The organism is Salinisphaera sp. T31B1, from assembly GCF_040361275.1.
In the GTDB taxonomy this organism is placed as follows: Bacteria; Pseudomonadota; Gammaproteobacteria; order Nevskiales; family Salinisphaeraceae; genus Salinisphaera.
On sequence record NZ_APNH01000001.1, the window covers coordinates 844067 to 867871 of the forward strand.

The following is a 23805-nucleotide window of genomic DNA, read 5'->3' on the forward strand; positions in this document are numbered from 1 at the left end:
CTTGGCCCATGTGCTGGGCTGATCGAGCACAAGCGTGGCCATGGCTTGGCCGCCGAGCGTGACGCGCAGCATGTAGGGGTGATTGCGTTCTTGGCGAGTACGGTGAAGCTACGCGCTAGAGGACTGCGTTTCATGGGCCAGCCCGTATCGGTTCGAGACGGGTGATCATCGACTTGGCCGGTTCGAGACACGACGGCATCGGCCGTGGGCAGCCAGGCGGCCAGGGCGCGCCCGGCGATGCTTCGATCGCGACCATGCACTGGCGCATCGCGGGCCCGGGGGCGGGTCGGCACCCGTCGGCGGTTGCGGCGGTCGGTCGGATGCACGCGCCGCCCGATCAGCGATTCGCCGGCCAGATCCTTGACCAGCTGCGCGACGCCGCCCTTGTCCCGGCGCATGCGCCCGGCAATGTGCTTGCCGACACCGGCCTCGAGCACAAGGATATGAGGTACGGTGAGTCCGATATCCGCAGCGGCCCGTCGGGAGGCGTGCAGCAGGCGATGCAGGGGCTAACCGACGGCCGGTGCGCCGCCCGTGAGCCACCGGTCGCCAACGTCAACCAAACACCCGCGTATCAGTCGATCTTGTCGCTCACCATGACGACCCGGTGGTGCCTGCCGGGCGCGCGTCAAGCGTATCCGGCTTGTTAGACTACTCGGCCGGCCAACCGCCGATTCCGGCCCGATCAGGTAGTTCCCGTATGTCCGTCGTCACCCGTTTCGCTCCCAGCCCCACCGGTTATCTGCATATCGGCGGGGCGCGCACCGCGCTGTATTCCTGGCTGCACGCCAAGGCCAGCGGTGGGCAATTCGTGCTGCGTATCGAGGATACCGACCGCGAGCGCTCCACCGACGCGGCCGTGGCCGCGATTCTCGATGCCATGGCCTGGCTGAATCTCGATCATGACGGCGAGATCTATTACCAGACCCAGCGTTTCGATCGTTACGCGGCGGTCATCGAGCGGCTGATCGACGAAGGCAAGGCCTATCGCTGCTATTCGAGCGCCGAAGACGTCGAGGCCATGCGCGAGGCCGCCCGTGCGAAGGGCGAAAAACCGAAATACGACGGTACCTGGCGGCCGATGCCGGGCAAGACGCTGCCCGAGCCGCCGGCCGGGGTCGATCCGGTGATCCGCTTCGCCACGCCGCTGGACGGGCAAACGGTGATCCACGATCTGGTGAAGGGCGATATCACCATCTCCAACACCGAGCTGGACGATCTGGTCATCGCCCGCGCCGACGGCACGCCGACCTACAACTTCTGTGTGGTGGTCGATGACATGGACATGGGCATCACCCATGTCATCCGCGGCGACGACCATGTGAACAACACGCCGCGCCAGATCAACATCCTCAAGGCACTCGTGGGCGACGACGGCGAGCTGCCCGTCTATGCCCACGTACCGATGATCCTGGGTGCCGACGGCAAGCGCCTGTCCAAGCGCCACGGTGCGGTCGGCGTGATGCGCTATCGCGAGGAGGGCTATCTGCCCGAGGCGCTGCTCAACTATCTGGTGCGCCTGGGCTGGGCGCACGGCGATCAGGAGATCTTTTCGCTGGAGGAGATGATCGCCCACTTCGACATCACTCACGTGCAGGGCGGCGCTTCGACGTTCGACCCCGACAAGCTGCTGTGGGTGAATCAGGAGCACATGAAGGCCGCCGATCCGGCCGCGCTGGCGATCGAGCTGTCCTGGCACCTGGCGCGTCTGGACGTGACCTGCAACGATCATTCGTATCTGGTGGATATCGCGCGTGTTCAGCAGGGCCGCTGCAAGACCATGCTCGAAATGGCCGAGCAGAGCCTGTTCCTGTTCAACGACGTCGCCGAGTACGAGGCCAAGGCGGTCAAGAAACACATGAAGACCGGCTCGCCCGCCCTGCTGGCCCAGGTGCGCGATCGTCTGGCCACGCTGATCGACTGGCAGGACGAGCCCATCAGCGCGGCGGTCAAGGCGGTGGCCACCGACAACGAGGTGGGCATGGGCAAGGTGGCCCAGCCGATTCGTATCGCGGTCACCGGCACGGCGGTATCGCCCTCGATCGACGGCACCCTGCGCCTGCTCGGACGCGAGACCACGCTGGCGCGTCTGGATGCGGCGGTCGCCGAATTCGACGCCTCGAGCGGTTAGAGCAACGCCTTCAGCTCGGCGAGGCTGGCGATCGTGTGATCGGGCACGATCGCGGTGTCGTTGGGGCGGCCGTCTCGATTGAGCCAGACAGAGGTTGCGCCCACGGCATGGGCCCCGGCGACATCGGCCGCCAGCGAATCGCCGACATGGATCGTGTGTTCGGCGCGGCAGCCAAGGTGGTCGAAGGCGTAATCGAACAGGTCGGGCGAAGGCTTGGCACGATACATCGCGCCTGCGAAGGCGATCACATCAAAGCGGTCGGCGATGCCCAGATGCTTCGGATGCGTGTTGCCATTGGACAGCAGGGCCAGATGCAGATCGGAGTCGAGGCGGGCGAAAAGCGGAACGACATCGCGATACAGCGGCGTGGCCTTGAGCCGGTGTTCGAGATAGACCGCATACAGCTGGTCGCCGAGCCGATCATCGGCCGCGTCGTGCTCGACGAGCAGCGTCCGGAAAGCGCGACGGCGAATCGCGGCGAATGACAGGCCGGCCGCGCTGGCGTCGGCCAGAATGCGCTCGCGAACGGCCATCATGGGCCGAATATCGGGCAGCGCGGCGGCCAGTGTCGGCCGTCGTTCGATCAGCGCCCGACGGGTCGCTTCGAGCGCGGCACGCATGCCCGCATCGAAATTCCATAGCGTCATGTCGCCGTCGAAGCTCAGCAGCCGATAGTGCGATCGCATGGGCTCCCGGCGTGCGCCGATCGATGAGCCATGGCGCGATACCATAACAGTCACGCGGTCGATACAATGCTTGTTCAATTGTAGGGGCGCGCATGACGACCACCTATCTCGAACTGCAAGTGCTGAGCACGGGCCAGACATCGCGCCTGGCCGAGATGTTCCGTCTGCTCGGCGAGCCGAATCGGCTATCGCTGGTCTATGCCTGTCTGGAAGAGCCCCGCAGCGTGCAGACGCTCGCGGCAGATATCGATATCTCGATGTCGCTGGCCAGCCACCATCTCAGGCTTCTGCGGGCCGCGCGGTTGCTGCGCGCCGAGCGCCGCGGCAAGCAGGTGTTCTACGTGGCCGCAGATGCACACGTACAGCGGGTGTTGCGGGACATGGTCGAGCACAGCGACGAACAGGATTTGTAATGAGCCACGATCACGCACACGACCACGACCACGATCACGACCACGGCGGCCTGGGCGGCCATCATCACCATGGCGGCAGCGGCCGGGTGCTGGTGTTTTCGCTCTGCCTGACCCTGGCATTCGCCTTCGTGGAGGCGGTCGGCGGCTGGTGGGCGGATTCGCTCGCGCTGATGTCCGACGCCGGGCACATGTTCACCGACAGTTCGTCGCTGGCGATCGGCGCCGTGGCCGCCTGGATGGCCAAGCGACCAGCCTCGCGTGTGCACTCGTTCGGGTTGCAGCGTGCGGAAGTGCTGGGCGCCCTGATCAATGCAGTGCTCATGATCGTGGTGGTGGTCGCGATCGCGGTCTCCGCGATTGAGCGTTTCGCCGAGCCGCGTACCGTGGCCGGCGCACCGGTGATGGTCATCGCGGGCATTGGCCTGGTGATGAATATCGCCGTGGCGGTGATCCTGATGCGCGGCGAGCAGACCATGAACGTCCGCGGCGCGCTCATCCACGTCATCGGCGATCTGCTGGGGTCGGTGGCCGCACTGGCGGCCGGTCTGATCATTATTCTCACCGGCTGGATGCCGATCGACCCGATTCTCTCGCTGTTGGTCAGCGCGCTGATTCTGGTGTCCGCTTGGCGGCTGCTCAGGGAAGTCGTACACGTACTCATGGAAGGCGTGCCCAAGGGCGTGGACGCCCGTCAGGTCAGCCGTGCACTGGCCGATGTCGAGGGCGTGCAATCGGTGCACGATCTGCACATCTGGAGCCTGTCCTCCAGCCAGCGAGCGCTCGCTGCCCATGTGGAGATCGCCCGACTGGCCGAATGGCAGACTATCCTGCCGCGGCTGCAAGCGCTGCTGGCCGATCGGTATGCAATCACCCATACGACGCTGCAGCCGGAAGATCGTCAGACTGCCATCGACTGTGCCGGCGGCGCCGACTGCGGGCTGGCATCGCGGGCCTGATGCGCTCTGCGTTCGTCGCTGCCAGCGCTCGCCGGGCGCGATGTCGTCGGGCGGTCAATCCGTTGTGACGATCAAGATCAAGCGAATCTACGACCCGCTGATCGCCGACGATGGCTATCGCGTGTTGGTCGATCGTATCTGGCCGCGCGGGATCGCCAAGCAAGACGCGGCGCTCGACGAGTGGGCTCGTGTGCTGGCGCCGTCCACGCGATTGCGCCGATGGTTCGGGCACGATCGCCAGCGCTGGACAGGCTTTCGTCGGGCTTATCTGGAGGAGCTGGCCGACTGCGACCCGGCGCCGGCCGACGCGCTCCGGGCTCGGGCGAGGGACGGGCAGGTCACGCTATTGTTCGCAGCCCGCGATACCGAGTACAACCATGCCGTAGTGCTCGCGCGTTATCTGGAACAACGGTCATGAACGACGAGACGCCACGTCAGTTGGCCGAGCGAGTGCGCGAGGCCTGCCTAAGCGCATTGCTTGCCGGGCACGAGCAGGCAGCGATAGCCGGTCTGTGCGGCGAGGGCGCGTTCGAGGCAGCCGTGGGTGCGGTACAGGAACTGAACCTGGATGCCCTGCTCGCCGATCCAATCGTCTCCCACGAGCCACCCTCAACCGCGTCCGAGGACTGAACACGGGCCGGCCCTGGTGTCGTGCCGTCGGGTCGCTGAGTGTCGAGTGTTGTCTGGCCGGTGGACGGGCCGAATACAATGCCCGCGCCGAATTGGCGGCCGCCGACGCCGAGAAATCGGCCACCGGCGTCCTGACGCAATATCGCATACAGGAATGCTTTTGCGAATCCGGAATGAAGTATGTCAAAGCCGTAGCCGGCCATCATCAGCGAATCATGGCGGCAAGCAGACATCGACCCTGTAGCGGATAGACGCATCGCCTGCGTTGGCCGCGATATCGCCCGGCTGGAATCCTGACGGGCGGCTGTGAATCCGCATCACCTCGGTGCGGGTGGCCCTTGGCCCATTCTCCACAGTCGATCGACGACGCGCGACTCACGGGATCGCCCTGCTGCAAGACGTGTTCGGCATGTTTCACGGTGCGTGGCGGATACGTCGAAGGCCGTTCTTCGGTCCAGACACAAGTATCCTCCAGATTGTTTTGACATGCGGCACAAAGTGCTGTTTATTGACACGTGTTGCCGCTGGGCACAGCGTCCCAAGTACGGCCCCTGCAGAACATACGCAACGAGACATCGATCCGTCACGATCGATCGGTGTGCCTTGAGGAGACACGACAATGAGCGATCAGAGAAAACACCCGGCACGTGGCGATGCCTTCGATTCGCCGTCCGCACCGGTTGCGCCTTCACGGCGGCGTTTTCTCACCCATACGCTGGGCATCGGGGGTGGGCTGGTCGCCTATGGCGCCACCGGCGGGGCCGCATTGGCCGCCACGGCCGGCGGCGCGGCCAAGAGCGACCCGGCCCAGGCCGAGTTGCCTGAAGCGGTGCGCTGGAAAGAGGCCGATGCGTTCGTGCTACACGGGCGCAGCCCGATCACCCTGGAGAGCAAGCGCAGCGCGTTCGGCAGCAGTGGCATCACTCCGGCTAACCGTCTGTATGTTCGCAACAATCTGCCCGTACCCGATGCCCGTATCGTCGCCGACCCCAACGCATGGGAACTGACGGTCGAAGGCGTCGAGCAGCCGCGTACGCTGAGTGTGGCCGAACTCAAGACCATGGGTCTGACATCGGTGGCGATGGTATTGCAGTGCTCGGGCAACGGGCGCGGCTTTTTCGCGCATGAAACCAGCGGCTCACAATGGCGTACCGGCGCGGCCGGGAACGTCATCTGGAGCGGTGTGCCGCTCAAGACGGTCGTCGAAGCACTCGGTGGACCGGTCGATGGGGTGAAGTTCGTTACCAGCACCGGCGGTGAGGCGCTGCCCGAAGGGCTGGACCCCGATCTGGTACAGGTCGAGCGTTCGATTCCAGTCGACAAGGGACTCGACGACGTCCTTCTCGCCTGGGAGATGAACGGCGCGCCCATCCCGCTCGCCCATGGCGGGCCGCTTCGGGTGATCGTGCCGGGCTACTATGGCTGCAATAACGTCAAATACGTCAAACGCGTGGCGCTGACGAGCGCTGAAAGTACGGCCAAGATTCAGCAGACAAGCTATCGCATCCGGCCGATCGGGGTGTCTGGCGCACCGGATCAGCCGTCGATGTGGGATATGAACGTGAAGTCGTGGATCACCGGGCCGGGCGCCGACGAGTCGCTGCCCGTGAAATCTGGACGGCAAGTGATTCACGGCGTGGCGTTCGGCGGCAACGAGGCCGTGGAGTCTGTCGACGTCTCGATCGATGGCGGCAAGACCTGGGAGACCGCCGAACTCATCGGCCCGGATATGGGGCCCTATGCCTGGCGTACGTTTGCACTGGAAACGAACCTGCCCGCGGGCACGCATCGTCTGGCCAGCCGCGCGACCAGTGCCTCGGGTGAGCGTCAGCCGGAGGCACGGCAGGAAAACGAGCGCGGCTACGGAAACAATAGCTGGCGCGACCATGCGCTGATGGTCGAGGTCGGCTGATGTGCAGGAGCCACACCATTCGCCTGTGCGGTTCGGCCGCTGCGATACTGCTGGCCATGTCGGCGACGGCGCTGGCCGAAGACGCGGCTAGCGGCAAGAAGATATTCACCGAGCAGGCCAAGCCGTCTTGTACCGTCTGCCACACGCTATCGGATGCCGGCAGCCAAGGACAGATAGGCCCCAATCTGGATGATCTCAAGCCGAGCCGTGATCGGGTGTACAAGGCGGTGACCGGCGGCGTCGGCGCCATGCCGCCGTACAAGGATGCGTTGAGTGACGCCCAGCGGCGCGCGGTGGCGGACTACGTCTCGCAGGCCACCGGCGGCGGTTGAAGTCGCGACCGTCAGACAAGACCAGATAAAAAAGCCCGCATCGGACGATCGATGCGGGCTTTTTTCTTATCGGCACGCGCCTCGCGGCGTTATTTGCTCTGATAGTAGTCCATCAAGATCTCGGCGACCTCGGGACGCGAGAACTCGGGCGGCGGGGCGGTGCCATTACCGAGCATCTCGCGCACCTTGGTGCCCGACAGGATCACGAAGTCGTCTTTGGTGTGGTCCGGCACGTCGCGCATCATCACCACCTTGCCGAGTTTCTTCGAGAACGCAGTATGGTCGGCGGCGAAGATCTCGATATCGAGTGCACCGTCGGGTACCTGTGTGTCGAAGATCGTCTGTGCATCGAACGGGCCGTAGAAATCGCCCACGCCGGCGTGGTCGCGTCCCACGATGAGATAGCTGCAGCCGGCGTTCTGACGGAACACCGCATGCAGTACCGCCTCTCGGGGGCCGGCATAGAGCATGTCGAAGCCGTAGCCGGTGATCATTACCGAGTTTTCCGGAAAGTAGACATCGACCATCTTGCGGATGGCTGCGTCGCGCACGTTAGCCGGAATATCGCCGGGCTTGAGTTTGCCGAGCAGCATGTGAATGAGGATGCCATCGGCGCCGGTGGCCTCGAGCGCCATCTTGCACAGTTCCTCGTGGGCACGATGCATGGGGTTGCGGGTCTGGAAGGCCACGACTTTGTCCCAGCCGCGTTCTGCGAACTCCTCGCGGATCGAGCCTGCGGTACGGAAGGTGTCCGGAAAATCTTTCTCGAAGTAGCTGAAGTTCAGCACCTGAATCGGCCCGTGCACGATATAGCGGCCCATGCCGTTGAAGGTCGCGACGCCCGGGTGTTCCGGGTCGTTGGTGCCGAATACCTGGCCGGTGAGCGTGGCCATTTCGTCATCGCTGATTTCATCGATGCCTTCGATGTCCTGGACGGCGATGACCGGGGTGCCCGGTACGTTCGGGTCCTTCAGGGCGATACGGGCCGCGCCCTTGATGGGTTCGATATCGTCGACGATGTTGACGATGGGCACCGGCCAGAACAGGCCGTCGGTGGTTTCCAGCCGGGCACCGACCGACAGTGCATCGGCCTTGCTCATGAAACCGGACAACGGGTTGAAATAGCCCGCGCCGAGCATGACGCAGTTTGCCGCGGCCGCAGAACTGACGGTCAGTGCCGGCAACTCGTGGCCTTCCTGGACCAGCTGCTCGCGAACCTTATCGTCGGCGACAAAAAGCGGATTGAGCGTGTCGGAACCGTGCGGTTTGATCATCGAAACTGCGCCTGCATTGAAAACCGAAAAAAGCCCCGGCGGCCGTTGTCGTCACGGCCGGAATGATCGGGTACTGTGCTGATGGCGCCCGATTCTAACGTAAAAGGCGTGCCGGCCGGGCGTGGCCGCGCTCTGCGCGCGAGCGGATCAGCGATCGTCCAGCAGTGTGCGGTCGATGACGATATCCAGCTCGAGCAGCCGGAAGGACAGGGTCTTGCCGTGGCCGTCGAGGTTGAGCGCGCCGTTGACGCCGCCCTGCAGGACCTCGTCGAGCACGAGATTCATGCCGGCCAGACGGGGCAATGGATAACGGCGCACGGCCGTGGCGCCGCGATGGGCGAACCATGCCGCCACGCGCTGTTCGGTAACCTGCTCGATCAGCGTGTCGTACCAGGCGTCTCGATAGGCGAACACGGCCAGGTTCAGACGATTACCTTTATCGCCGGCGCGTGCATGAGCCAGCTCGTGCAGGCGTACGATCACGTGCTGGTCATCGGGTTCAGGCATGGCTACGGTCGAGATGCTCGGTCTGCGGGGTGAGTCGGGTGGCGAAGGCGTCGACGTCCTCGCGCCGTACCAGATAGGACGCGGTGCACACCCGGCGCTGGAAACTGCGGCGTACGCCCCCGCCGCCAGCCGGCCCGGCGCAATACAGTGCCAGCAGTTCCTGGGTGGCGCGCTCGACCCAGCGGCGCTGGCCATGCTCGACGGCCAGACGCAGCCGGTAGTCGCCGTCGGCCGGCGCCTGACCGGCGCCGCCGAGCGTGCTTTCGTCGTCGTCGAATACGCTGATCGCACCGATGATGTCCAGACGGCTGCGCAGATCGGCCGGCGCACGGAATGCCAGACGGGCGCGCAGCACGGCCGCGGCCTGTCGGGCCCGGGCCAGGGCATTGGGCCCGGCATAGGAAATCTCGGCCTCGCTCTGGTAGCCGCCGTCGTAGCACACCGTCGTCTTGAGCCGGTCCGGGGCCGGTTTGCCGCGTATGCCGGTCACGGCCACGCGATCCGGCCCGCACTGGGTGACCGTGGCTGCACTGAGATCGACCACCACATCCGGCGTCAGGTAGTGCCCCGGGTCGTGGACCTCGTAGAGCAGCTGTTCCTTGACCGTCTGTTCGGTGACCTGGCCGCCCGTGCCTGGGGGCTTGGTGATGATCAGGTGCCCGTCGGCCTCGACCTCGATGATCGGGTAGCCCAGCCAGGCCATGCCCGGCACGTCCTTGTAGCCTGGATCGGAAAAATACCCGCCGGTGACCTGGGCGCCGCACTCGCCGAGATGGCCGGCCATCATGCCGGCGGCCAGCCGGTCCCAGTCGTCCCAGGCCCAGCCGAAGTGGTGAACGAGCGGCGCCAGGAACAGCGCGGGGTCGGCCACGCGGCCGCTGATCACGATCTGAGCCTGGTCGGCCAGCGCCTCGGCCAGCGGTGCGGCGCCAAGATACACATTCGCCGAGATCAACGTCCGTGGATCGGGCAATTGCGAACTCTCGGTTTCCCACGGCGCAAGGTCGAGTCGTGTCAGCCGATCGAGAATATCGTCGCCCTGGACCCGTGCGATACGTGCCTCTCGATAGCCCAGCTCCTCTGCGATCGCGGCCACGCGCCGACAGGCCCCCAGCGGGTTGGCGGCGCCGAGGTTGCTCAGCACGGCGATGTCGTTGTCCAGGCAGTCCGCCAGGATCGGCCGCATGAGCTCATCGAGCAGAGGTTCGTAGCCCGCGTCGGGATTGTCACGCATGGCGCGATGAGCGGCTGCCAGCGTGCGCTCGCCGAGCGTTTCGAAAATAAGCGCGCTCGGGCTGCCGCGCCGAATGAGTTCGGCCACCACCGGTCCGGCCGCATCGGTCCGGTCACCGGAAAAGCCGGCGCCACTACCCAGGAGAAAACTCATGGACGCGATCCGTGGGTCGTTGTGCCGACCGATCGAGCCTTCGCTTCGCTGGTACGGTCGGCGACCGGGCGGCGCCGGTGGTAGCCGTACAGGCCGATCAGCAGCAACGCGGCCCCGGTGGTGGTCAGCCAGCCGGGCGTCAGGGCCAATATCACCACGATCGCCAGGGCGAGTACGTCGGCGATGCGGTGCCCGGTGACGGCCACGCGCGACATCAGCGCCGAGAACGCGATCACGAACATCACGCCCTGGGCGCTGGCCAGCACGATATGGGGCCAGCTGCCGAAACCCGCCAGCGCCGGATAAATCAGCAGCAGAAACGGTATGACATAGATCGCCGCGGCCAGGCGCACGGCTTCGCCAGCGGCGGGTAGCCAGTTCGTCTGGGCGATACCCGAGCCGACGAACACCGCCACGCACACCGGTGGAGTGATCACCGAAAGCGTGGCGAAATAAAACACGAACAGGTGCGCGATCAACGGCTCCACTCCGATCTGGGTGAGCGCCGGGGCCAGCACCGAGGCCACCAGCACGTAAGCGGCGGTGGTGGGAATGCCCATGCCGAGAATCAGGCAGACACCGCCGACGATCAGCGACACCAGAAACAGCGACTGGCCGCCGAGATCCACGATCAGCCCCGCCAGGGTCACGCCGATGCCGGTCATGCCGATCATCGCCACGAGAATCTGGGCGCCGGCCAGAAGTACGCCGATGATCACCATGCCCTTGCCGGCGTCGGTCAGTCCGTCGAGCAGCCGGGCCGCGATCTGGCGCGGGCCGATGCCGGCGGCCAACGCGAACAACGTATAGGAGACGACGGTCATGACTACGCCGAAGAAGGCGGCCGTCTGAATGGAGCGGCCCGTGAGCACGCCGTAGAACAGCCCGCCGAGGGCAGCCAGGATCGGTATGATGCGGGCCGGTTTGAGCACGTGGCTCCAGGCCGGCATCTCCTCGGCCGGGACCACCCGCAGCTGGCGGCGGCGCGCGACCATGTGGATGGTCAGGAACACCCCGAGATAGAACAGAATCGCCGGCAGCAGCGCGGCCAGGGCAATACGCACATAACTCTCGCCGAGGATCTCGGCCATGATGAAGGCGGCCGCGCCGAGAATCGGCGGCGCGATCTGCCCGCCTGTCGAAGCCACGGCTTCGACCCCGGCCGCAAACGGCGCCGGGTAGTTCAGCCGTTTCATCATCGGGATGGTGAAATTGCCGGTGGTGGCCACATTGGCCACCGCGCTGCCGCTGACCATGCCGAACAGCCCCGATGCCACGGTGGCGACCTTGGCAGCGCCGCCGGGCGAACGGCCGCTCACTCGCAGGGCCAGATCCATGAACGCCTGGCCGCCGCCGGTATGCAGCAGCAGGCTGCCGAACAGCACGAACGCAGCGATCGTCGTGGCGGCCACGCCCACGAGCATGCCCCAGATGCCCAGGTCGCCGAGATAGAGTGTCTCGGTGACGAACGCCGGGCCGAAACCGCGGTGGCCGAGCGGCCCCGGGATATAGGCGCCGAAGAATGCGTAGGCCAGACCGATCAGCACCATCACCGGAAAGATCACACCGATCGCGCGCCGTGACAGATCCAGAATGGCGATGACCAGAACGGACGTCAGCACCATGTCGCGCGGGCTGGCCCAGGGTAGCTCGGTGAGAATACGTTCGTGGTTCATGGCCACGTAACCGCAGGCCGCGACGATGCCCACGGCCAGCGCGGCGTCCACGACCGCGCCTGCCGTGCGCCAGCGCGTGGCCCCGCCCAGCGGATAGATCGTCAGGCCCAGCAGCAACACCAGCGCCAGGAAGATCGATCGCTGCATGAGGCTTTCGAACGGGCCGACCGCCGAGGTGTAGACGATCAGCCCGCCTAGCGCCAGCGCCAGCAGTTTGGTCAGCGTATCGCGCATGTCGGTGGTAAGGCGTCTATTCGACGGGCTTGAGAGCGTCCGGAATGGTCATGCCCTGTTCGCGGTAATAACGGGCCGCGCCGGCAGCCAGGGGCACGCTGCCGACATCCAGCGTGGTCTGTGCCATGTCGGTACCCTTGATCGCGGCAAAGGCGTTGGCCTGGGCATCGGTATGCTCCATGACCGCCTTGACGATGCGATAGGCGGTTTCCTCGTCCATGTCGGGGCTGGCATGCACGGCCACACCGAAGGCCCAGGTGCGATACGGGGGCAGATTGTTGGCCTTGTTCTCCGGCACGTCGACCACGGCCACGTCCGGCATCTCGCTGCGCAACGTCTTGGCCTGATCGTCGTTGAGCGACAGCACCCGGATCGGGGTGAAGGTCGAGATATCCAGCGTCGAGCCATCGAGCTGGTTGCCCACGCCGGACTTCACGTAACCGGCAATACGGCCGTCCTTGATCGAGCTGACCACGTCGGTGGTCGAGCCGCGGACGTAGTCCGGCTCGATCCCCAGAGCGGCCAGTACGGCCTCGGTGGTGCTCTCGGTCGCCGAGCCGGTGATGCCCGGGTTCAGACGGACGCCGTCCAGCCCGGCCAGGGTGTCGACATTGGCATCTTTGCGCATGACCACGTTCTGGGGGGCCACCGTATAGACCCACAACAGCCGGCTGTCGATCGCTCGGCCCTTGAACTCGCCGGTGCCCTCATAGGCGTGGTAACCGGTGTTGGTGGTCACCAGACCGAGATCGATCTGGTTGCGACTCAGTCGACGCAGGTTGTCGACGGTCGCGCCGGTCTCGACCACCGACGAACTCACGCCGTCGACATACTGGTTGATGATCTGATTGACCGAGACGAAGTATGCGTAGTGGCTCGACGAGCTGGACGTCGAGCCGATCAGCAGGCGGGTCTGGGCCTGGGCGTAGCCGCTGGTCAGGATGGCCGCGAGCACGAGCGCGGCCAGGGCGATGAATCGCTTCTGCATGGGAATCTCCTCTGGGCTCGCCGGCCCTTGTATTTATGTCCGGCCTTGTCTGTGCAAGGCCCGGCAGACAGCCTCGCGCGGCCAACGAATTTTGTATATTGAATACTTTTTATGTTTTGTTTTAAATTGTAAAAGTGAATCCCAGTATCAAGCAGTTGCAGGCGTTCGTGGCCGTCGCTCAGGCGCGCAGTCTGGCCGAGGCCGGCGAGCGTGTGCACCTGTCGCAGCCGGCCTTGAGCATCGCCATCCGTAAGCTGGAGAGCACGGTCGGCGGCCCCTTGTTCGCCCGCACGTCGCGCCAGCTGTCGCTTACCCCGGAGGGCGAAACCTTCCTGCCGGTCGCCTCGCGGCTACTCAACGACTGGGCCGAAGCGTTCGAGGATCTCGGCGAGCTGTTCTCCAAGCAGCGCGGCAAGGTCACCATCGCCGCGTTGCCGACGCTTGCCGCCGGCCTGCTGCCGGGCCTTGTCGCCACCCTCCGGGATCGCTATCCGCGGATCAATCTGGCTTTGCATGATGCGCTCGGCGAGGAGGTCGATCAGATGGTGCGCGAGGGTCGGGCCGACATGGGCCTGACCGTGCCCCCTGCGGCTACCGATCTGCTGTCGTTCGAGCCGCTGCTCGAAGACCACTACGTCGCGGTCTGTCCGGTCGGCCACCCGCTGCTCGAACAAGCCACCGTCGCGTGGGCACAGCTGGCCGACTGGCCGTTCATCGGCATCAGCCGGCTGTCGAGTTCGCGTCGTGATATCGACCGTACCGTCGGGCAGGTCGGCCAGACGCTGGATATCGTCTGCGAGGTCAGCCAGATTGCCACGGTGGGGCGGATCGTGGCCTCCGGAGCGGGCATCGGGGTGCTGCCGGCACTGAGCTTCCGTCAGATATCGAGCCGTGGGCTCGGACATCGGCCGCTGGTCGAGCCCACGGTTGCACGGCGCCTGGGCGTGATTCTGCGGCGTCGCGATCCGTTATCGGCGGCCGCGTCGGCCATGCTGGAGCTGGTGCGTGAAGCCGGCGAGCTGGAGCGCAGCGCCGGCTAGATCAAGACCCTCAGGAGGGCTTTTTCTTGCCGGTATCGTTTTCGCAGTTGGCCGTCTGGCATTCGCCGTAGAGCACGAGCGTGTGCTTGGACAGGTCGAAGCCGGATTTCTGGGCGACATCGCGCTGGCGCTGCTGCATCTCGTCGTCGAAGAACTCCTCGATCTTGCCGCACTTCACGCAGATCAGATGATCGTGCGGCCCCTGTTCGAGCTCGAACAGGGCATGGCCGTCCTCGAAGTGGTGGCGGATGACCAGGCCAGCGTCCTCGAACTGGGACAGAACGCGATAGATCGTGGCCAGGCCGATATCTTCCTCGTCGTCCATCAGCAGCCGGTAGACATCCTCGGCCGACAGATGATCCTGCTTGTTGCGCTGGAGGACTTCCAGGATTTTCAGACGCGGCAGCGTCGCTTTGAGCCCGGCCTTGCGCAGATCACTGGTTTGCATGGATCGACACCTCGAGTATGCCGGCGGTTCGATGCATCTCGACCGCCGCGGCGCTGAATGAGTCAGCCCGGCTCACCGACGATAGGTCAGCGCTTCGCCGGTACAGCCTTGGCTAAGTTTACCTTCATGATAGGCCAGTTGACCAGACACGAACGTGCTGACGACACGGCTTTTGAACGTATGTCCGGCGAACGGTGTCCAGCCGCACTTGGCGATCACCGGTTCGTCGTCGACCACGCTGTCGGCGTGGGTGTCCACCAGCACCAGGTCGGCCCAGTAGCCTTCCCGGATATAGCCCCGATCAGCCACGCCGAAGCGATCGGCCGCGTTGTGGGCGGTCTTGGTCACCAGCTGTTCGAGCGTGAAATGACCCGCGCGGACATGATCGAGCAGCGATACCAGCGCGTGCTGGACCAGTGGCAGCCCGGCCGGGGCATCGAAATAGAGGTTGTGCTTTTCACGCAGTTGATGGGGTGCATGATCGGTGGCCAGTACGTCGATGATGTCGTCGCCCACGGCTTTCAACAGCGCATCCCGATCAGCCGCCGACTTGATCGCCGGATTGCATTTGATGAGCGTGCCGCGATCGGCGTAGTCGGCTTCGGTGAAGAACAGGTGATGCACACAGGCTTCGGCGGTGATCTGCTTGTTCGCCATGGGGCCCGCGGCGAACTGATCGAGCTCGTCGGCGGTGGTGATATGCAGGATATGCAACCGTGTGCCGTGGGTTTTGGCCAGTGCGATCGCCTTTGCCGACGAGGCATAGCAGGCTTCGCGCGAGCGGATCACCGGGTGCTGACTCATGGGCACGTCATCGCCGAACTGTTCGCGTGCTCTGGCAGCGTTGGCCTCGATCATGGGCGTATCTTCGCAGTGGGTCAGCACCGTCAGCGGCGAATGTTCGAAAATCTGGTCCAGGGCGGTGTCGTCGTCGACCAGCATCTTGCCGGTGGAGGCGCCCATGAAGATCTTCACACCGGCGGCCAGCCGCGTATCCAGCCGCTTGATCTGTTCGATGTTGTCGTTGGTGGCGCCGAAGTGGAAGCCGTAGTTGGCCGCCGAACGCCCCTTGGCCATCGCCAGCTTGGCGGCGAGTGCGTCGTTGTCGATGGTCGGCGGCTTGACGTTGGGCATATCCATGAAGCTGGTGATGCCGCCGGCCACCGCCGCCCGGGATTCGCTGGCGATATCGGCCTTGTCGGTCAGCCCCGGCTCACGGAAATGGACCTGATCGTCGATCATGCCTGGCAGAAGAAAGCGTCCGGCCGCGTCGATGACCTGCGCGCCCGCGGGGGCTTCGATCGAAGGCGCGATCTTGGCAATACGGCCGTTGTCGATCAGCAGATCGGCTTCACGTCGCTCGCCTTCGTTGACCAGACGGGCGTTGGTGATGAGATAGCTGGACATGAGCGGGGCGCACCGTGTTCGAGTGGGCCGCCATTTTAGCGCTTTCGGATGGGCTCGTTCAGCCGCGCGTGGCGATGGCCCCCTTGCCGACCCCTTCGTAGGCGCGTACCCGCAGCGCGTGGCCCGGGTGGGCGGCCGCCAGTTCGCCGGCAATATGATCGGCGATATTCTCGACCGTCGGCGGGCCGTCCAGCAATACGCAGCGCTCGGCGGCCAGCCGCATCGAGAACCGACCCTGCGGTGCGGAATAGGCAAAGTGCTGGCGCCCGTCGGGGGCGATGTCGACGCGGTCCTCGCGCTGGCCGATGAACACACCCTGCCAGCGATCGGCCCAGCTGCGTGCCAGATCGGGCCGGTCGCGGCCGTCCATTTCCACGGCCAGGCGGCAGCGATGGCCATGGCCCATGCGCTGACAATCGCCGTCGTGGTTTTTCAGCCCGTGACAGTAGTGGTAGCTCGCCCCGTCAATGCGCTCGGGCCGAAGTGTGAGACGCAGACGGTCGATATGAGCCGGCAGGGCGGCCGCCACCCGTGGGGTCAGCCAGGCGGTCAGACCGGCGCTGTCAATATGCTCGGCATCGATTGCGGCCATGCCGCTGGGTGGTCCGGCATAATCCAGCCTGTTGCCGGCCCGGCATACGAAACTCAGGCCGTTGCCGTTGCCGTGGCACGTCAGCCCCGACGCACGGGCCGGAACCAACAGACGATGATCGAGCAGGGCATCGATCTCGCGTTTGAGCAACCGTTTGGCCGGGCCGAAGTCGAACAGCATGCCGCTGTCGTCGCGGCGTCCGGTGAGCTCGGCATCCACCAGCCAGGTACGTCCGCCCAGGCCGGTATCGGGGTCGAGAACGCCACAGTCGATATGGGTGACGTGATCGACGAAAAGCGTGAGTGGCTCGCCGCTCACGCGGCCGGCGACCACTCGATGCCGCGTTCGGGCAGCATCATCGGAATGCCATCGTGTATCGCATAGAGCGTGCCGCCGTCGCGGGTGACGAGTGCGCCGCTAAGCGCATCCTCGACCGGACTGCCGTCGCTATGACGGAGATCGCCTGCGGCGATCCGGCGATTGGCCTGCGCAAGCAGTTCGGCATCGGCCAGCGTGACCGGCGCGCCGGTCACCGGACAGACGAGAATATCGAGCAGCTTCTTGTCCACGACGGGCCTGATTGACGAATGGCGTAGCCGATTCTAGGGCGTGTCGAGGTTTGGTGCGAGCGACGTGCCGGCGATGGCGCAGTGCGCCGGAGCGTTTGCCAGGCGGCGCGCGGCTGCGATCGCCCAGTGGACGGGCCGATTGCGCACGGCGCATGCGCCACTGCCGACGAGGGGAGGGGCGGCTGCGTCGCTCGTTCGCTGTCGGTGCTCGCGCGCCTCACCCGACCGTGGCCTTGAGCCCGACGACCGCGACCACGATCGCCGCGATACAGGCCAGCCGCGCAGGGCGCGGCGAGTCGCCCCAGAAGAGGATGCCGATCACCGTGCTGCCGACCGCGCCGATGCCGGTGAACACGCCGTAGGCAACGCCCATGGGAATCGTGGTCATGGCGTGATACAGACAAAACAGCGCAAGGCCGAACCCCGCCACCGCCAGCGGCAGGCCGCTGGCGATACGGCGCTGGGTCAGGCGCTCGAACCCGATCACGCCGACAACTTCCAGCCCACCGGCCAGGATCAGCATGAGCCAGTTCATGACGAACCCTGTCGGCTCGGCCCGACGGATAGCAGCTTGAGACCGACCACACCGGCCAGCAGAAGCGCAAGAAAGCCGAGCGCCGGCGCATGGACGGGGGCTGCGAACACGAGGCGATCGAGCACAACGGTGCCGGCTGCGCCGAGTCCGACAAATATCACGTACACGGTGGTGGCCGGCATGTGGCGGGCGGCCCGCAACGCGAGGCCGAAGCTGGCCGCGATACATACAACCGTCGCCAGCCAGCCAAGGCCGCTGTGCGCGGTCTTCAATCCGGCGACCCAGCCGACTTCAGCGCTGGCTGCGGCCAGCAACCATATCCAGTGACGCATGGGAAAACTCTCGTGCCTGAAACGAACTAACGGTCGTTAGTATAGCGATGATGTACTGCTTCTCAACCCCTGATACCCGGATCGCGGCGGCCGACCGGCGCGGTCTTGGGTCGGGTGACGGCTAGTCTTCGATTCACCAGTGCACCGCGGCCACGACACCGGGGTTCGCAACTCCTTAGAATAGGCGGATGATCGAATCCGCTGTCCGCCCGACCGCTGCGCGCATACAGAACGCCGCACTCGCGCTGTTTGCCCGTCAAGGCTATGAGGCCACCACGCTCGCTCAGATCGCCGACGCGGTCGGTATCCGCAAGCCGTCGCTGTACAACCATATCCAACACAAGGAAGGGCTCTATCTGGCGCTGGTCGATCAGGTCGAGGCACAGTTCTTCGCGGTGCAGGATGCGAGCTTGTCCGCCACCGCCGGCGCGGCGCTAAACGAGCGGTTGTATCGGCTGATCACCGACCTGAGTGATTTCATATTCACCGAGGACAGCGGCGCGTTCTACAAGCGCTGTTTGCTGTTTCCGCCGGATGCGCTGGCCGACGAGGTCCGTGCGGTCAACGACCGCAGCGAGGCGCGAATCGATACCGCCCTGCGCGCGCTTCATGCCCAGGGCGTGACCGAGGGGCATTGGCGTTCGGCTGACGAGCGTGTGTTCCTGGACGCTTTTTATTGCCTCATGGACGGGCTCTATAGCGAGCGCTTCATCTACTCGCGCGCCGAGTACACACGCCGTCTAGCGTCTGCCTGGCGGGTGTTCTGGCGCGGGGTGAGCCACACGCCGGATTGAGCGGGCGTGCCGCCCAGCGCGGATGGTTGATGTACAAAATGTAACGATATAACATATATTTCTCACGCTTCGGCGTGTCGAATCCGTATTTTGTTGGGGAAAGCATGTCCAAATGTGGTTTGAGCCTGCCCGCGGCTGGCTCCTGTGTAGTCTTGCTGACGCTCGGCGGCTTCGCGCCCGCCTGGTCGCAGCCGTCGTCGGCCTCTGAGGCGGCACAGCCTTTGTCGCTGGCGGGCGTCGACGACACGCGAGGGCTCGGGCCGATCTCGGTCACCGGCGCGCCGCTGCCGGGGAGCCCGTTATCGCAGGCCGCCGATGTCGATGTGGTCGAGTCCGACGCTATCGAGGCCAAGGGCGCGACCAATCTCGGCGAAGCGCTGGACGACCTGGCCGGGGTGAATTCGATCAGCACGGGCAACAGCGTCGGCAAGCCGGTCATCCGCGGGCTGTCCGGCGAGCGCATCAAGCTTCTGTCCGACGGTGTGGGCGTGGACCACCAGCAGTTCGGTGTGCGGCATATGCCCACCGTTGATACGTTCCTGCTCGATCGTGTCGAGGTCGTACGCGGGGCCTCGAGCGTACTCTACGGCTCCAGCGCGCTGGGTGGCGCGATCAACCTGCTGCCGCCGGAGATCGCTTGGGATACCCCGGTCGAAGGCGAAACGCTCACCCGTTATTCCACCAACAACGACCAGTGGGATACCGGCATCAAGGCCACCGGCGGCAACGGCCGATTCGGTTATTCGGCCGGCATCATCCGTCGCAGCGCGGGCGATATCGAAACCCCGGACGAGCCAACCTATTTTCCGCCACCGCCGGCTGAACAGTTCCGGGACGCGCCGGCCTATACCGGCAAACTCGGCTATACGGATTTCAATCAGGTCAACGGCGACTTCGCGCTGGGCTATCGTGACGACGACGGCGGTGTGTGGACCGCGCGCTATTCGCGTTTCAACGACGAACACAACTTCCTGCTGCCGCCACCGGCCGGCAACCTGCCGCCCGCGGCCGGCGAGGAAGGCGTCGGCCAGTTCATCGACAACGAACAGATCGAACTGGCGGGCGAGAAAGAAGCCGGCGGCATCACCTGGAAGCCCAAGCTCGTCTGGCAGAACAATCGTCGCCGCTCGAATGCCCCCGGCACGCCGCGCGTGGCCGGGTTCGATAACGCGATCGATATCGAATTCGATCAATACACCGCGCGCCTGGAAGGCCAGCACGGTCCGGTGCTTGGTCTGGACGGCGGCACCGTGGGTATCGAATACGTCACCAAGGATCAGGAGTCACGCGGGACCACCCAGCTGTCGCCGGGTGGCACGGTCGACAACGCCGCGATCTTCGCGTTCGAGGAAAAGGGCATCGGCGATCTGCTGCTGCAGGCCGGGCTGCGCTACGACCACCACGAGGTCGAGGGCAAGGCGTCCAAGACGGCCAATCCGTCACCCAGCGTGGTCGATGCCGACAAGCAATCCTACGATGTGGTCACCGGCTCGCTGGGCGGTATCTACAGCCTGACCGAGCGACTGTCCGTCGCGGCCAACGTCGGGCGCGGTTTCCGTGCACCGAGCCTGTTCGAATTGTATGCAGCAGGTCAGCATGGCGGCGTCGCGGCATTCCAGGTGGGCGACCCCAACCTCGAGGAAGAGACCTCGCTGAATACCGATCTGTCGCTGCGCTGGGCCTCGGAGGCGCTGCGCGCCAAGGCCACGGTCTATCGCAATGCGATCGATAACTACATCTTCCTGCGCGATACCGGCGAAACGATGGCCGGCCTGCCGGTGCTGGCCAACGACCAGACCGACGCCCGGCTCATCGGCGCCGAGTTGTCGATCGAAGCCGATGTCAGTGATGCCGTCACTCTGTCCCTGACCGGCGAGACGGTCGATGGCGAACGCCGAGACAACGGCGACGAACTGCCGCTGCTGCCAGCCGACAACGTCAGTCTCGGGGCACGTTTCACCCCCGCCAGCGAGGGGTGGCTGCGCGATCCGCGGGCCTCGGTCAAGCTGAGCTACTACGCCTCAAAGGACGCCGCGCCCGGCGAGCCGTTCGCCCAGTTCGACGATGCGCCGTTCGGGAGCGCGTCTACCGACAGCTATTACCTGGTCGACGTCGGCGCCGGGTTTTCGCCTCAAATCGCCGGCCAGACCGTGCATCTGGATGTTGCGATCAACAACCTTCTGGACGAGGACTACCGTGGTTTCCTGGATACCTATAAGGGCTATGCGTTGTCGCCGGGCCGTGATATCCGCCTGACCGCACGCGTGCCGTTCGGGGGCTAGTGATGGATCATACCGGTTCGGGTGCCGCGGCCGACCCGCTCGGGCGCGGCGCCGGCCACGCGGTCGGGCTCATCTTCTTCTGCGTCGTGGCATTCGGTGCGCTGGCCGGTTATGACAAGGTCGCCCTCATTGCACTGACCGCCTTCGGCGCGATGACCGCCGGTGCCGTGCTCGGTTATCGCGCGACCGGCGCGAGTGCGGCGTGGCAGGCCCTCGACGGTGTGGCTGGCGGAGCGATGATCGCGGCGGCCTGTATCCTGCTCCTGCCGGCGGCCATCGCACTGGACCCGCCGCTGGCGGGTCTCGGCGTGGCGCTGGGTCTATTGTTCGGCCACGCATTACATCGTGCCTGTCGCGAACGTGCCTGGCGGCCGGGCGCACTGGGTGAATCCAGCTTGATCGCGCTGACCGTGCATTCGGCCGGCGCCGGCGTGGTCATCGGCATGCTCTACGGACAGATGCCCGAGCTCGGGCTATGGCTGGGCACGGTCATCGTCGCGCACAAACTGCCGGCCGGGTATGCCATTGCCCGACGCCTGCGTGCCCAGGGTGGCGCGCTGGCCGGCATCGCGTTGCCCGCCTGTGCGGTGGGGGTGGTGGCCGTGCCGGTCGCCATGGCCACCACTGTGCTGCCGCCCTCGGCCGCGATCGGCGCGGTGTGTCAGGGGCTGGCCGCAGGCATTTTTCTGCACGTCGGCCTGGAATGCGTTGCTTTGGAAGGGGCCGTCAATGCGGCGGTTGATACGCCCGGTTGGCGAATCTGGCTGCCGGTGGGCGCAGGTATGGCGTTGATGATGCTGTTGCGGATCGCTTTCGGCTGAAGGTCCGCCCGCCTAGCGGCCCGGACGTGTCGTCGGCCGTTGCCAGCAATCGAATCAGCGATTAGAATTGTTACGTTATAACGTTTTATAAAAAGCGATGAACGAAGACGAACTGCGGGCGATGTCCGACGACGATTACATGAACGATGCGCAACTGCGGTTCTTCCGCGATCGTCTGCTGGCGCAGCGCGTCGAAGTGCTCGATCGCGAGCGTGATATTTGAGTCCGCCTGAACGACAACAGCGTGTTCGCCGACCCTGGCGACCGGGCGATGGCAGAGGAATCCCGCTGGCTGGACCTGCGCCTGCGCGATCGCGAAGCCCGATTGCGCCACAAGATCGATTCATCGCTGCGGGCGATTCGTGACGGCGACTACGGCTGGTGCGAGGTATCCGGCGAGGCGATCGGTATTCCACGTTTGCTCGCCCGGCCTACCGCCACGACCTGTGCCGATGTCAAGACCGACGCCGAGACCCGCGAGCGCGCCTTTCGCGGCGGCCGCTGATTTTCTGTCCACCTGCTTTCCAAGGATTCAAAATGCGCGACACACGACTGCCCGTGACCGTTCTGTCCGGATTTCTCGGCGCCGGCAAGACGACGCTGCTCAACCACGTGCTGGCCAACCGCGAGGGCCTGCGCGTGGCCGTGATCGTCAACGACATGAGCGAGATCAACGTCGATGCCGCCCAGATTCGCGATACCGGTGCCCTTTCGCGCGTGGACGAAAAGCTGGTCGAATTCTCCAACGGCTGTATCTGCTGCACCCTGCGCGACGATCTGCTGGCCGAGGTCACGCGCTTGGCCCGTGAGGCGCGCTTCGATTATCTGCTGATCGAATCCACCGGCATCTCGGAGCCCATGCCGGTGGCCGCTACCTTTGCCGTGCGTGACGAGGACGGTTTTTCGCTCACCGACGTGGCGCGGCTGGACACCATGGTCACGGTGGTCGATGCCGCCGCGCTGCTGGCCGACTACGCCAGCGAGGATTTCATTGCCGACCGCGGTGAGTCGCTGGGCGAAGAGGACGAGCGCACCGTGGTCGATCTGCTCGTCGACCAGATCGAGTTCGCCGACGTCATCGTGCTCAACAAGACCGATATCGCGACCGACGCCCAGCGTCGCGATGCCCGTGGCGTGATCGCGGCGCTGAACCCGAAGGCGCAAGTGCTCGAGGTGGCCCGGGGCCGCGTGCCGGTCGCCGAGATCGTCGGCACGAACCGCTTCGATTTCGACCGGGCCGCGCAATCGGCTGGCTGGGTCCGCGAGTTGGCCGGCGAGCATACGCCCGAGACCGAGGAATACGGCATCAGCAGTTTCGTCTATCGCCGACGGCGGCCGTTTCATCCCCAGCGGCTGCTCGAACTGTTCCACCAGAACTGGCCGGGCGTGCTGCGCAGCAAGGGCCTGTTCTGGCTGGCAAGCCGGCCGGATTACGTGGGCGAGATTGCCCAGGCGGGCGGTGCGCTCACGCATCGGGCGGCCGGCCTGTGGTGGGCGAGCGAACTGGCCGGCGATGGCCCGGCCGACCCGGAGATCCGGGCCACGGTGCGCGAGCTGTGGGACGCGACCTGGGGCGATCGGCGCCAGGAGATCGTGATCATCGGGCTGCGCATGGATCGCGCGGACATCGAGGCGCGGCTGGATGCCTGCCTGCTGACCGAGGCCGAATGCGAGGCCGGCCCTGCGGCCTGGCAGCGCCTGCCGGACCCGTTTCCGGTCTGGCAGCTTGCGGCTGCCTGAGATCGCGCCGCCAGCCGGACCGTCAGGGCGTGGCGACGAGGCCGGTGGCGAATGCCAGCCAACTGCAGCCGAAGGCGCGGACATCTTCGTTGCCGAACCAATAAGCACGAGGTGATGAT

27 protein-coding genes are annotated in these 23805 nt (G+C 65.3%); 15 read left to right on the plus strand and 12 right to left on the minus strand.

From position 1 onward, the window contains the following. The first annotated feature begins 254 nt into the window (after positions 1-254). Both T31B1_RS03880 and gltX read left to right on the plus strand, forming a co-directional pair. Positions 255-650, plus strand: a complete 396-nt coding sequence (locus tag T31B1_RS03880; RefSeq protein ID WP_353248140.1) for a hypothetical protein — start codon at positions 255-257, stop codon at positions 648-650. Between the two features lie 50 nt (positions 651-700). Next, on the plus strand, positions 701-2131 hold the full coding sequence (gene gltX / locus T31B1_RS03885; protein ID WP_353248141.1) for a glutamate--tRNA ligase: 1431 nt from the start codon (positions 701-703) through the stop codon (positions 2129-2131). Here gltX and T31B1_RS03890 read toward each other — a convergent pair. Continuing rightward, on the minus strand, positions 2128-2817 hold the full coding sequence (locus T31B1_RS03890) for an HAD family hydrolase (RefSeq protein ID WP_353248142.1): 690 nt from the start codon (positions 2815-2817) through the stop codon (positions 2128-2130). The genes gltX and T31B1_RS03890 overlap by 4 nt on opposite strands. 92 nt (positions 2818-2909) lie before the next feature. On the opposite strand from T31B1_RS03890, the gene T31B1_RS03895 reads away from it, so the two are divergent. The 6 genes from T31B1_RS03895 to sorU all read left to right on the plus strand — a co-directional run bounded on the left by T31B1_RS03895 (position 2910) and on the right by sorU (position 7060). Then, complete coding sequence (locus T31B1_RS03895) at positions 2910-3230, plus strand: ArsR/SmtB family transcription factor (protein WP_353248143.1); 321 nt, start codon at positions 2910-2912, stop codon at positions 3228-3230. Next, entirely contained in the window at positions 3230-4186 is a 957-nt protein-coding gene (locus tag T31B1_RS03900; RefSeq protein WP_353248144.1) for a cation diffusion facilitator family transporter, read from the plus strand. The genes T31B1_RS03895 and T31B1_RS03900 overlap by 1 nt, the downstream gene beginning before the upstream one ends. 64 nt (positions 4187-4250) lie before the next feature. After that, positions 4251-4604 (plus strand): DUF488 domain-containing protein, encoded by a 354-nt coding sequence (locus T31B1_RS03905; RefSeq protein ID WP_353248145.1) that lies wholly within the window; start codon positions 4251-4253, stop codon positions 4602-4604. Next, complete coding sequence (locus T31B1_RS03910) at positions 4601-4816, plus strand: acetyltransferase (RefSeq protein ID WP_353248146.1); 216 nt, start codon at positions 4601-4603, stop codon at positions 4814-4816. The genes T31B1_RS03905 and T31B1_RS03910 overlap by 4 nt, the downstream gene beginning before the upstream one ends. Positions 4817-5435: 619 nt before the next feature. Next, positions 5436-6728, plus strand: a complete 1293-nt coding sequence (sorT, locus tag T31B1_RS03915; RefSeq protein ID WP_353248147.1) for a SorT family sulfite dehydrogenase catalytic subunit — start codon at positions 5436-5438, stop codon at positions 6726-6728. Then, complete coding sequence (gene sorU / locus T31B1_RS03920) at positions 6728-7060, plus strand: SorU family sulfite dehydrogenase c-type cytochrome subunit (protein WP_353248148.1); 333 nt, start codon at positions 6728-6730, stop codon at positions 7058-7060. The genes sorT and sorU overlap by 1 nt, the downstream gene beginning before the upstream one ends. An 89-nt stretch (positions 7061-7149) precedes the next feature. On the opposite strand, the gene sat is transcribed toward sorU, so the two are convergent. The 5 genes from sat to T31B1_RS03945 form a co-directional block, all read right to left on the minus strand. Beyond that, positions 7150-8334: a sulfate adenylyltransferase gene (sat, locus tag T31B1_RS03925; protein WP_353248149.1), complete on the minus strand. Its 1185-nt coding sequence runs from the start codon at positions 8332-8334 to the stop codon at positions 7150-7152. Between the two features lie 147 nt (positions 8335-8481). Next, on the minus strand, positions 8482-8841 hold the full coding sequence (locus T31B1_RS03930; protein ID WP_353248150.1) for an AtuA-related protein: 360 nt from the start codon (positions 8839-8841) through the stop codon (positions 8482-8484). Beyond that, positions 8834-10228: an acyclic terpene utilization AtuA family protein gene (locus T31B1_RS03935; RefSeq protein WP_353248151.1), complete on the minus strand. Its 1395-nt coding sequence runs from the start codon at positions 10226-10228 to the stop codon at positions 8834-8836. The genes T31B1_RS03930 and T31B1_RS03935 overlap by 8 nt, the downstream gene beginning before the upstream one ends. Continuing rightward, positions 10225-12138, minus strand: a complete 1914-nt coding sequence (locus T31B1_RS03940) for a TRAP transporter permease (RefSeq protein WP_353248152.1) — start codon at positions 12136-12138, stop codon at positions 10225-10227. The genes T31B1_RS03935 and T31B1_RS03940 overlap by 4 nt, the downstream gene beginning before the upstream one ends. A 16-nt stretch (positions 12139-12154) precedes the next feature. Then, entirely contained in the window at positions 12155-13126 is a 972-nt protein-coding gene (locus tag T31B1_RS03945; RefSeq protein WP_353248153.1) for a TAXI family TRAP transporter solute-binding subunit, read from the minus strand. A gap of 134 nt (positions 13127-13260) precedes the next feature. Here T31B1_RS03945 and T31B1_RS03950 point away from each other — a divergent pair, with 134 nt between their 5' ends. After that, on the plus strand, positions 13261-14166 hold the full coding sequence (locus tag T31B1_RS03950) for a LysR family transcriptional regulator (protein WP_353248154.1): 906 nt from the start codon (positions 13261-13263) through the stop codon (positions 14164-14166). Positions 14167-14176: 10 nt separating this feature from the next. On the opposite strand, the gene fur is transcribed toward T31B1_RS03950, so the two are convergent. From fur to T31B1_RS03980, 6 genes are all read right to left on the minus strand, one after another. After that, on the minus strand, positions 14177-14614 hold the full coding sequence (gene fur, locus T31B1_RS03955; protein ID WP_353248155.1) for a ferric iron uptake transcriptional regulator: 438 nt from the start codon (positions 14612-14614) through the stop codon (positions 14177-14179). 72 nt (positions 14615-14686) lie between these two features. Next, positions 14687-16021 (minus strand): dihydroorotase, encoded by a 1335-nt coding sequence (locus T31B1_RS03960; protein WP_353248156.1) that lies wholly within the window; start codon positions 16019-16021, stop codon positions 14687-14689. Positions 16022-16079: 58 nt separating this feature from the next. Continuing rightward, the gene (locus T31B1_RS03965) at positions 16080-16931 is read right to left on the minus strand and encodes a 6-carboxytetrahydropterin synthase (RefSeq protein WP_353248157.1); all 852 of its coding nucleotides are present in this window, start codon (positions 16929-16931) and stop codon (positions 16080-16082) included. Then, a complete protein-coding gene (locus T31B1_RS03970; protein WP_353248158.1) occupies positions 16928-17182 on the minus strand; it encodes a Trm112 family protein in 255 nt (84 codons plus the stop codon). Before T31B1_RS03970 ends, T31B1_RS03965 begins: the two co-directional genes overlap by 4 nt. A 217-nt stretch (positions 17183-17399) precedes the next feature. Beyond that, a complete protein-coding gene (locus tag T31B1_RS03975; RefSeq protein ID WP_353248159.1) occupies positions 17400-17717 on the minus strand; it encodes a DMT family transporter in 318 nt (105 codons plus the stop codon). Further along, positions 17714-18049 (minus strand): DMT family transporter, encoded by a 336-nt coding sequence (locus tag T31B1_RS03980; protein WP_353248160.1) that lies wholly within the window; start codon positions 18047-18049, stop codon positions 17714-17716. The genes T31B1_RS03975 and T31B1_RS03980 overlap by 4 nt, the downstream gene beginning before the upstream one ends. A gap of 188 nt (positions 18050-18237) precedes the next feature. On the opposite strand from T31B1_RS03980, the gene T31B1_RS03985 reads away from it, so the two are divergent. From T31B1_RS03985 to zigA, 6 genes are all read left to right on the plus strand, one after another. After that, positions 18238-18843: a TetR/AcrR family transcriptional regulator gene (locus tag T31B1_RS03985; protein ID WP_353248161.1), complete on the plus strand. Its 606-nt coding sequence runs from the start codon at positions 18238-18240 to the stop codon at positions 18841-18843. A gap of 104 nt (positions 18844-18947) precedes the next feature. Beyond that, complete coding sequence (locus T31B1_RS03990; protein WP_353248162.1) at positions 18948-21125, plus strand: TonB-dependent receptor; 2178 nt, start codon at positions 18948-18950, stop codon at positions 21123-21125. Between the two features lie 2 nt (positions 21126-21127). After that, positions 21128-21946 (plus strand): ZIP family metal transporter, encoded by an 819-nt coding sequence (locus T31B1_RS03995; RefSeq protein ID WP_353248163.1) that lies wholly within the window; start codon positions 21128-21130, stop codon positions 21944-21946. A gap of 97 nt (positions 21947-22043) precedes the next feature. Beyond that, positions 22044-22169 carry a hypothetical protein gene (locus tag T31B1_RS20060; RefSeq protein ID WP_502950912.1) on the plus strand — a complete coding sequence of 42 codons (126 nt, stop codon included), beginning with the start codon at positions 22044-22046 and terminating at the stop codon, positions 22167-22169. Positions 22170-22190: 21 nt separating this feature from the next. Next, positions 22191-22451 carry a TraR/DksA C4-type zinc finger protein gene (locus T31B1_RS20065; RefSeq protein ID WP_502950913.1) on the plus strand — a complete coding sequence of 87 codons (261 nt, stop codon included), beginning with the start codon at positions 22191-22193 and terminating at the stop codon, positions 22449-22451. A gap of 32 nt (positions 22452-22483) precedes the next feature. Next, the gene (zigA, locus tag T31B1_RS04005) at positions 22484-23686 is read left to right on the plus strand and encodes a zinc metallochaperone GTPase ZigA (protein ID WP_353248164.1); all 1203 of its coding nucleotides are present in this window, start codon (positions 22484-22486) and stop codon (positions 23684-23686) included. The last annotated feature ends 119 nt before the right edge of the window (positions 23687-23805 follow it).

What these genes read in the sequence shown, in the direction of transcription:
- T31B1_RS03880 (WP_353248140.1), top strand. Translation starts at nt 255, where the DNA reads ATGCACTGGCGCATCGCGGGCCCGGGGGCGGGTCGGCACCCGTCGGCG.
- gltX (WP_353248141.1), top strand. Translation starts at nt 701, where the DNA reads ATGTCCGTCGTCACCCGTTTCGCTCCCAGCCCCACCGGTTATCTGCAT.
- T31B1_RS03890 (WP_353248142.1), bottom strand. Translation starts at nt 2,817, where the DNA reads ATGCGATCGCACTATCGGCTGCTGAGCTTCGACGGCGACATGACGCTA.
- T31B1_RS03895 (WP_353248143.1), top strand. Translation starts at nt 2,910, where the DNA reads ATGACGACCACCTATCTCGAACTGCAAGTGCTGAGCACGGGCCAGACA.
- T31B1_RS03900 (WP_353248144.1), top strand. Translation starts at nt 3,230, where the DNA reads ATGAGCCACGATCACGCACACGACCACGACCACGATCACGACCACGGC.
- T31B1_RS03910 (WP_353248146.1), top strand. Translation starts at nt 4,601, where the DNA reads ATGAACGACGAGACGCCACGTCAGTTGGCCGAGCGAGTGCGCGAGGCC.
- sorT (WP_353248147.1), top strand. Translation starts at nt 5,436, where the DNA reads ATGAGCGATCAGAGAAAACACCCGGCACGTGGCGATGCCTTCGATTCG.
- sorU (WP_353248148.1), top strand. Translation starts at nt 6,728, where the DNA reads ATGTGCAGGAGCCACACCATTCGCCTGTGCGGTTCGGCCGCTGCGATA.
- sat (WP_353248149.1), bottom strand. Translation starts at nt 8,334, where the DNA reads ATGATCAAACCGCACGGTTCCGACACGCTCAATCCGCTTTTTGTCGCC.
- T31B1_RS03930 (WP_353248150.1), bottom strand. Translation starts at nt 8,841, where the DNA reads ATGCCTGAACCCGATGACCAGCACGTGATCGTACGCCTGCACGAGCTG.
- T31B1_RS03935 (WP_353248151.1), bottom strand. Translation starts at nt 10,228, where the DNA reads ATGAGTTTTCTCCTGGGTAGTGGCGCCGGCTTTTCCGGTGACCGGACC.
- T31B1_RS03940 (WP_353248152.1), bottom strand. Translation starts at nt 12,138, where the DNA reads ATGCGCGATACGCTGACCAAACTGCTGGCGCTGGCGCTAGGCGGGCTG.
- T31B1_RS03945 (WP_353248153.1), bottom strand. Translation starts at nt 13,126, where the DNA reads ATGCAGAAGCGATTCATCGCCCTGGCCGCGCTCGTGCTCGCGGCCATC.
- fur (WP_353248155.1), bottom strand. Translation starts at nt 14,614, where the DNA reads ATGCAAACCAGTGATCTGCGCAAGGCCGGGCTCAAAGCGACGCTGCCG.
- T31B1_RS03960 (WP_353248156.1), bottom strand. Translation starts at nt 16,021, where the DNA reads ATGTCCAGCTATCTCATCACCAACGCCCGTCTGGTCAACGAAGGCGAG.
- T31B1_RS03975 (WP_353248159.1), bottom strand. Translation starts at nt 17,717, where the DNA reads ATGAACTGGCTCATGCTGATCCTGGCCGGTGGGCTGGAAGTTGTCGGC.
- T31B1_RS03980 (WP_353248160.1), bottom strand. Translation starts at nt 18,049, where the DNA reads ATGCGTCACTGGATATGGTTGCTGGCCGCAGCCAGCGCTGAAGTCGGC.
- T31B1_RS03985 (WP_353248161.1), top strand. Translation starts at nt 18,238, where the DNA reads ATGATCGAATCCGCTGTCCGCCCGACCGCTGCGCGCATACAGAACGCC.
- T31B1_RS03990 (WP_353248162.1), top strand. Translation starts at nt 18,948, where the DNA reads ATGTCCAAATGTGGTTTGAGCCTGCCCGCGGCTGGCTCCTGTGTAGTC.
- T31B1_RS03995 (WP_353248163.1), top strand. Translation starts at nt 21,128, where the DNA reads ATGGATCATACCGGTTCGGGTGCCGCGGCCGACCCGCTCGGGCGCGGC.
- T31B1_RS20060 (WP_502950912.1), top strand. Translation starts at nt 22,044, where the DNA reads ATGAACGAAGACGAACTGCGGGCGATGTCCGACGACGATTACATGAAC.
- zigA (WP_353248164.1), top strand. Translation starts at nt 22,484, where the DNA reads ATGCGCGACACACGACTGCCCGTGACCGTTCTGTCCGGATTTCTCGGC.